The 6,743-nt window shown below is 68.0% G+C and carries 7 protein-coding genes; 1 reads left to right on the forward strand and 6 read right to left on the reverse strand.

Translation table 11 applies throughout. The annotated features are described in order from the left end of the window. Window positions 1-79: 79 nt before the first annotated feature. The 6 genes from ACTJI2_RS14150 to ACTJI2_RS14175 all read right to left on the reverse strand — a co-directional run bounded on the left by ACTJI2_RS14150 (window position 80) and on the right by ACTJI2_RS14175 (window position 5,474). Complete coding sequence (locus tag ACTJI2_RS14150; RefSeq protein WP_440842527.1) at window positions 80-520, reverse strand: PaaI family thioesterase; 441 nt, start codon at window positions 518-520, stop codon at window positions 80-82. Further along, entirely contained in the window at window positions 517-897 is a 381-nt protein-coding gene (locus ACTJI2_RS14155) for a hypothetical protein (protein WP_440842528.1), read from the reverse strand. The genes ACTJI2_RS14150 and ACTJI2_RS14155 overlap by 4 nt, the downstream gene beginning before the upstream one ends. Further along, entirely contained in the window at window positions 894-2,093 is a 1,200-nt protein-coding gene (locus tag ACTJI2_RS14160) for a PQQ-dependent sugar dehydrogenase (protein WP_203322535.1), read from the reverse strand. Before ACTJI2_RS14160 ends, ACTJI2_RS14155 begins: the two co-directional genes overlap by 4 nt. 24 nt (window positions 2,094-2,117) lie before the next feature. Then, the gene (locus ACTJI2_RS14165) at window positions 2,118-4,013 is read right to left on the reverse strand and encodes an ABC transporter ATP-binding protein (protein ID WP_440842529.1); all 1,896 of its coding nucleotides are present in this window, start codon (window positions 4,011-4,013) and stop codon (window positions 2,118-2,120) included. Between the two features lie 81 nt (window positions 4,014-4,094). Continuing rightward, the gene (locus ACTJI2_RS14170; RefSeq protein ID WP_183642180.1) at window positions 4,095-4,541 is read right to left on the reverse strand and encodes a carboxymuconolactone decarboxylase family protein; all 447 of its coding nucleotides are present in this window, start codon (window positions 4,539-4,541) and stop codon (window positions 4,095-4,097) included. 36 nt (window positions 4,542-4,577) lie between these two features. Beyond that, window positions 4,578-5,474, reverse strand: coding sequence for an RNA polymerase sigma-70 factor (locus ACTJI2_RS14175; RefSeq protein WP_183642176.1), 897 nt, complete (start codon window positions 5,472-5,474; stop codon window positions 4,578-4,580). A gap of 112 nt (window positions 5,475-5,586) precedes the next feature. Here ACTJI2_RS14175 and ACTJI2_RS14180 point away from each other — a divergent pair. After that, the coding region (locus ACTJI2_RS14180; protein ID WP_440842530.1) for a fumarate hydratase at window positions 5,587-6,743 on the forward strand (1,157 nt) is incomplete at its 3' end.

Genomic DNA, 6,743 nt, shown 5'->3' on the forward strand with positions numbered 1-6,743 from the left:
CTGTCCAGGAACGGCCAGGAATCTAGAACGGGTGTTCAGGATTTCCGGTCGCGACTGACGTCGCTCCTACAGCGCGACATCATGTGCGTTCCGGCAGGATTTGGCACACCGCCTGGCACAGCGCCAGCACCTTGCCGTCGGGACCACGCACCTCGCCGGCCAGGTGCAACTGGCCGCGGGTGCGTTCGACGAGGCGTGCCGTGCAGACGATGTGGCCGATTTCCGGCGTCACCGGGCGCAGGTACTGGGTATTGAGCGAGGTGGTCGCGCTGGGCGGGGCGATCAGGTAGGAAAACGGACCCAGGGTGTTGTCGAGCGCCGCGACGATGAAACCGCCCTGCATGTGGCCGATCGGGTTCTGGTAGCGCGCCAGGACCGGAAAGCGCATGCGCAGCAATTCGCCTTCGACGTACTCGACCACCTCGCCCTGCATGTCCAGCAGGCAGGGCGGCGGGATCTGCAACGGCGCGCCCGTCGGCAGCCGCGCGCGCAACAACGCATTGATGTCGACCACGCTCATGGGGTGAAGCTCAGTTCGAACGCGGCCAGGAATGGCGCGCGCGGCGGCGGCTCCAGGAAGCGCCCGTTGAGTTCCTTCTCCACGCAGACCGCCAGCGCGGTGTCGCCCTGGCGCCAGGTGCGGACGATGCGGCCGCGCGCGTCCACCTCGACGACGATCACGAACGCGGCGGTATCGTGGCGAGGATCGGCGCAGTTGGCGACGCTGGTTTCCAGTTGCCGCGACTGCGCCTGCTGGAAGGCCGCGCGCTTCACCGGATCCAGTGAGGCCTCGTCGCGATCCGCCTGCGCCTTGGCATCGCCGAAACCCTGCGGTGTCTGCGCGGGTCCGGCGAACGGCAGCAGGGCGAGGGCGAGCAACAGGCCGGCACGGGTCATGGCTTGGCCTCCGGCGGCGCGAGCCGCAGCAGCTTGCCGTCGTTCTCGTCGGTCAGCACATAGACGCTGCCGTCCGGCCCAACGCGCACGTCGCGCACGCGCTCGCCGATTTCGTTGAGCAGGCGTTCCTCCGACACGATCGCATCGCCCTTCAGGCTCAGGCGGATCAGGTTGCGCTCGGCCAGCGAGCCGAGGAACAGGCTGTCGTTCCAGGGCGAGCCGGCATGGCCGGTGTAGAACGCCATGCCGCTGAGGCCCGGCGACTTCTCCCACACGTGATAGGGCTGTTCCAAGCCGGCTTTTTCGCGGCCTTGCGCTTCCGGAATCGGCAGACCGGAGTAGTTGATGCCGTGGGTGATGATCGGCCAGCCGTAGTTGCGGCCGGGTTGCGGCAGGTTGATCTCGTCGCCGCCGCGCGGACCATGCTCGGATTCCCACAGCTTGCCGGTGCGCGGATCGATGGCCAGGCCCTGCATGTTGCGGTGGCCGTAGCTCCAGATCTCCGGACGCGCATCGGCCTGTCCGATGAAGGGATTGTCCTGCGGCACGCTGCCGTCCAGGTTCAGCCGGACCAGCTTGCCTTGCAGCTTGCCCAGTTCCTGCGAGGTGGGCCGATGGTTGCGTTCGCCCTGGCTGATGAACACGTGGCCCTGGCCGTCGAAAGCCAGCCGCGAGCCGAAATGGTTGGGCCCCTCCAGCTTGGGTTCCTGCCGGTAGATGACCTTCACCTCCGTCAGCGCATCGGCGCCCAGCGTGGCGGTGGCCACCGCGGTGCCGGCGGTGCCGTTGTCGCCCGGTTCGGCGTAGCTCAGGTAAATGCGCTGGCTGGTGGCGAAATCCGGCGCGAGGACGACGTCCAGCAGGCCACCCTGGCCTTCGGCGAACACCTTCGGCACGCCCGCCAGCGGCGCGGAGATCGCGCCATCGGCGCCGACCCGGCGCAGTTGCCCCGAGCGCTCGGTGACCAGGAAGCCGCCTTCCGGCAGCAGCGCCAGGCCCCAGGGATGATCCAGCCCCTGCGCGAGCACGCTGACCTGGATGTTGCCCAGTGCGCTGGACAGGGCACGCGCGGCCGGCGGTTGCGCGGGCGCGGGTTTCGCGGCGGCGGCTGGCTGGGAATCGCCATCGCGCGCCTGGCAGGCGGACAGCGCGGTGACGGCGAACAGGGCAAGGGCGAGGGCGGAACGATGGGGCATCGGAAATCTCCCTGGGGGTTGGGGTCAACGGTAACCGGCGGCCTGCAGTTCGAACAGTTCGGCGTAGCGGCCGCCTTCGGCCATGAGCTGATCGTGGGTGCCGCTGGCCTCGAGCCGGCCTTCATTGAGCACGAGGATGCGATCGGCCATGCGCACGCTGGAGAAGCGGTGCGAGATCAGCACCGCGGTACGCTCGCTGGACAGTTCCTTGAAGCGCTGGAACACCTCGAACTCCGCGCGTGCGTCCAGCGCCGCGGTGGGCTCGTCCAGGATCATCACCTGCGCATCGCGCATGTAGGCGCGGGCGATGGCGATCTTCTGCCACTGTCCGCCGGACAGGTCCACACCGGTCTTGAAGCGGCGGCCGATCAACTGGTCGTAGCCGTTCGGCAGCGAGGCGATCACCTCGTCGGCCATCGAACGGCGCGCGGACTCGCGGATGCGCGCGTCGTCGTCCATCGCGTCGACCTGGCCCACGCCGATGTTCTCGCCGGCGGTCAGGTGGTAGCGGACGAAGTCCTGGAAGATGACGCCGATGCTGGCGCGCAGATCGTCGATGTCGTACTCGCGCAGATCGCGCCCGTCCAGCAGGATGCGGCCCTCGTCCGGGTCGTACAGCCGCGCCAGCAGCTTGACCAGGGTGGTCTTGCCGGCGCCGTTCTCGCCGACCAGCGCCAGCACCTCGCCGGCGCGCAGCTGGAAGTCCAGGCCACGCACCGCCCAGCGCTCGGCGCCGGGATAGCGGAAGCCGACGTTCTCGAAACGGAAGCCTTCGCGGATCGGACGCGGCACCGGCGCGGCCTCGGGCGGCGAGACGATCTCCGGGCGGATTTCGAAGAACGAGAACAGATCGTCCAGGTACAGCGCCTGCCCGGCGACCTGCGAGAAACCGATCAGCAAGCCTTCCAGCAACTGGCGCAGGCGCAGGAAACTGCCGGCCAGGAAGGTCAGGTCGCCGATGCTGAAATCGCCGCGCACGGTGCGCCAGGCGATGTAGGCATAGGCCACGTAGTAACCCAGCGTACCGAGGCCGGCCAGCAGCGTGCCCCACAACGCGCGGCGCCGGGCCAGCGCACGGTTGGCACGGTAGAAGCCTTCGGCCAGTTGCCGGTAGCGATCGATCAGGAAGCGGTGGAGGTTGAAGATCTTCACCTCCTTGGCCGTTTCCACGCTGGCGCCGGTCTGGCGGATGTATTCCAGTTGCCGCCGTTCCGGCGTCCACTGGAAGTTGAGCGAATAGCCCAGCGCGTTGAAATGCGCCTCGCCGACGAACGCGGGCACCAGCGCCACCACCAGCAGCAGGATCAGCCAGGGCGCGTACACCAGCAGGCCGGCGGCGAAACTGATCACCGTGATCGCGTCCTGGGCCTGCCCGAACAATTGGCTCATCAGGTTCATCCGCCCCATGGTCTGGCGGCGCGCGCGATCCAGCTTGTCCTGCAGGTCCGGATCCTCGAAGTCCTCCAGGTCCAGCCGCGCCGCGTGTTCCATCAGGCGGATGCTGGTGGCGTTGGTGAACAGTTCCGACAGCAGCGCATCGGCATAGCTGACGAACCGGCCCAGCAGATCGGACAGGATCGCCAGGCCGAACTCCAGCGCCAGCAGGCCGAGCAAGGTGTCGAGCTGTCCATCGCGCCAAACCTCGACCAGTCCGGCCTGCGGCAGCCCGAGCCCGACCAGGCGGATCGCTTCGTCGATGATCAGCTTGCCCACATACAGCGTGGCGACCGGCAGCAGCGCGCGGATCAGGCGCAGACCGAGACTGGCCAGGGTCAGGCCGGGGCTGGTCGCCCAGATCTGTTTCAGGAAAGGCGGCAGGTTGCGCATCGCGTTGAAGCGATCGCGCAGGCTGGGGCCGGACTTTTCACCGCGCCGGGGCTTGGTGCCGGCGGCGGTGGGGGGAACGGGGGCGGAAGCCATGGCGCATTGTGCCTGCTCGGCCCGGCCCGCGGGAAACGACGTGGCCGCGTGGCCACGTCGCGTGGAATGCCTGGCGGGTGTTCAGGTTCCCGGAAGCGGCGAACGCAGTCCGACGCCCATCCGGTTCCAGGCGTTGATGATGGCGATGACGAAGGTCAGTTCGGCGATCTGGGTTTCGTCGAAATGCGGCAGCAGGCCAGCGTAGACCTCATCAGGCGCATGGGTCTCGCCGACCCGGGTCAGGGCATCGGTCCAGGCCAGCGCGGCGCGTTCGCGCGGATCGTAGAACGGGCTTTCATGCCACGCGGCGAGGGTGTCGAGCTTGCGCGGCTCGACGCCGGCTTCGCGCAAGGCCTTGCCGTGCATGTCGAGGCAGAAGGTGCAGCCATTGATCTGCGAGGCGCGCTGCTTGACCAGATCCAGCAGGACGGCGTCCAGCGAACCGTGGTGCAGGCCGTGGCTGACTTTCAACAGGCCCTTGTAGGCTTCATTGGCCAGGGTGGTGTAATCGACGCGGGGGAGCGACATCGGTGTTTCCGGAATGCGCGGACGGAATGTCGCGCTTCACCCCAGGGACGGTGGTCTGTTCGCGGGCGTGACACTTCCGTGGGCTGGAAGTTTGTCCGGATTCATGACGGTCAGCAGTTCGGCGATGCGTTCGCCATCGCTGATCGCCACCATTGCCGACACCAGCCGGCCATCGCGGTAGCGCAGCACCGCCGGCTCGCCGTTGACCCGCCCCATGCGCCATTCGGTATCGGGCTGCGGACGCCGATACGCAGCCCAGAACAGGCGTGCGATGCGTTCGTTGCCGTGCAGTGGGCGGATCGCCGCGGTCGCCTTGCCGCCGCCGTCGGACACCAGCCGCGCATCCTCGTGCAGCAGCGCGGCGATCGCCTCCCGGTTGCCCACCCGCGCGGCGTGCATGAACCGTTCCAGCAGGCGCCGGTGGCGTTCCGGCGCGACATCGAAACGTGGCCGCGCGGCCTGCAGACGTTCGCGCGCGCGATGCACCATCTGGCGGCAGTTGGCCTCGCTGTGGCCGATCAGTTCGGCGATATGGCCGTAGTCGTAGTCGAAGGCTTCCTTCAGCAGGAACGCTGCACGTTCCTCCGGTCCCAGCCGCTCCAGCACGGCCAGGAATGCCAGCGAGACCTGCTCGGCCAGTTCGGCGCCATGTTCCGGACCGGGACGGTCGTCGATTTCGGCCGGTTCAGGCAGCCAGGGGCCGGGGTAGCGTTCGCGCTGGAGCTTGGCGGCGCGCAGGCGGTCGATGCCCAGCCGGCTGGCGGCGGTCACCAGCCAGGCCTCCGGATCCCGGATGGCGGCAGTATCGGCCTGGCGCCAGCGTAGCCAGGTGTCCTGGACCACGTCCTCGGCGTCGCTGCGGCTGCCCAGCAACCGATAGGCGAGCGAAAACAGGCGGGAACGGTGGCTCTGGAAGGTGGTTTCGGCGTTCATGGGGCCAGGACGGGGCAGGGCGGCACGGCGTGACAACCGGCCGGGCCGCCACTTTGGCCTAAAATGGCAGGCTCCGCCCGCTACCCACCGGCAGCCCCCGGCTCCAAGCTCCATGACCTCGATCAAGCAAGAAGACCTCATCCAGTCCATCGCCGACGCGCTGCAGTACATCAGCTACTACCACCCGGTCGATTACATCAGGAACCTCGCCGCCGCCTACGAGCGCGAGGAGTCGCCGGCGGCCAAGGACGCCATCGCCCAGATCCTGATCAACTCGCGCATGTGCGCCGAGGGCCACCGCCCGATCTGCCAGGACACCGGCATCGTCACCGTGTTCCTGGAAATCGGCATGGACGTGCGCTGGGACGACGCCACGATGGGCGTGGAGGACATGGTCCATGAAGGCGTGCGCCGCGCCTACAACCACCCGGACAACAAGCTGCGCGCCTCGGTGCTGGCGGATCCGGCCGGCAAGCGCACCAACACGAAGGACAACACGCCGGGCGTGGTCAACGTCAAGGTTGTCCCGGGCAATACGGTCGAGGTCATCGTCGCCGCCAAGGGCGGTGGCTCGGAGGCGAAGTCGAAGTTCGCCATGCTCAACCCGTCCGACTCGATCGTCGACTGGGTGCTCAAGACCGTGCCGACCATGGGGGCGGGCTGGTGCCCGCCGGGCATGCTCGGCATCGGCATCGGCGGCACCGCCGAGAAGGCGATGCTGCTGGCCAAGGAAGCGCTGATGGAACCGATCGACATCACCGACCTGCAGGCTCGCGGCGCTTCCAACCGCGCCGAGGAACTGCGCCTGGAGTTGTACGAGAAGGTCAATGCGCTGGGTATCGGCGCGCAGGGACTGGGCGGCCTGACCACGGTGCTGGACATCAAGGTCAAGGATTATCCGACCCACGCCGCCAACCTGCCGGTGGCGATGATTCCCAACTGCGCGGCCACCCGCCACGCCCATTTCACCCTCGACGGCAGCGGCCCGGTGATGCTGGATCCGCCGTCGCTGGAAGACTGGCCGGAACTGACCTACGACGCCTCCAAGGGGCGCCGGGTCGATCTCGACACGCTGACCCGCGAGGACGTCGCCAACTGGAAGCCCGGCGAAGTACTGCTGCTCAATGGCAAGCTGCTGACCGGTCGCGACGCCGCGCACAAGCGCATGGTCGACATGCTCAACAAGGGCGAGCCGCTGCCGGTGGATCTGAAGGGGCGCCTCATCTATTACGTCGGCCCGGTCGATCCGGTGCGCGACGAAGTGGTGGG

The sequence above is a fragment of the Pseudoxanthomonas sp. 22568 genome (assembly GCF_052044485.1).
Lineage (GTDB): Bacteria > Pseudomonadota > Gammaproteobacteria > Xanthomonadales > Xanthomonadaceae > Pseudoxanthomonas_A > Pseudoxanthomonas_A beigongshangi.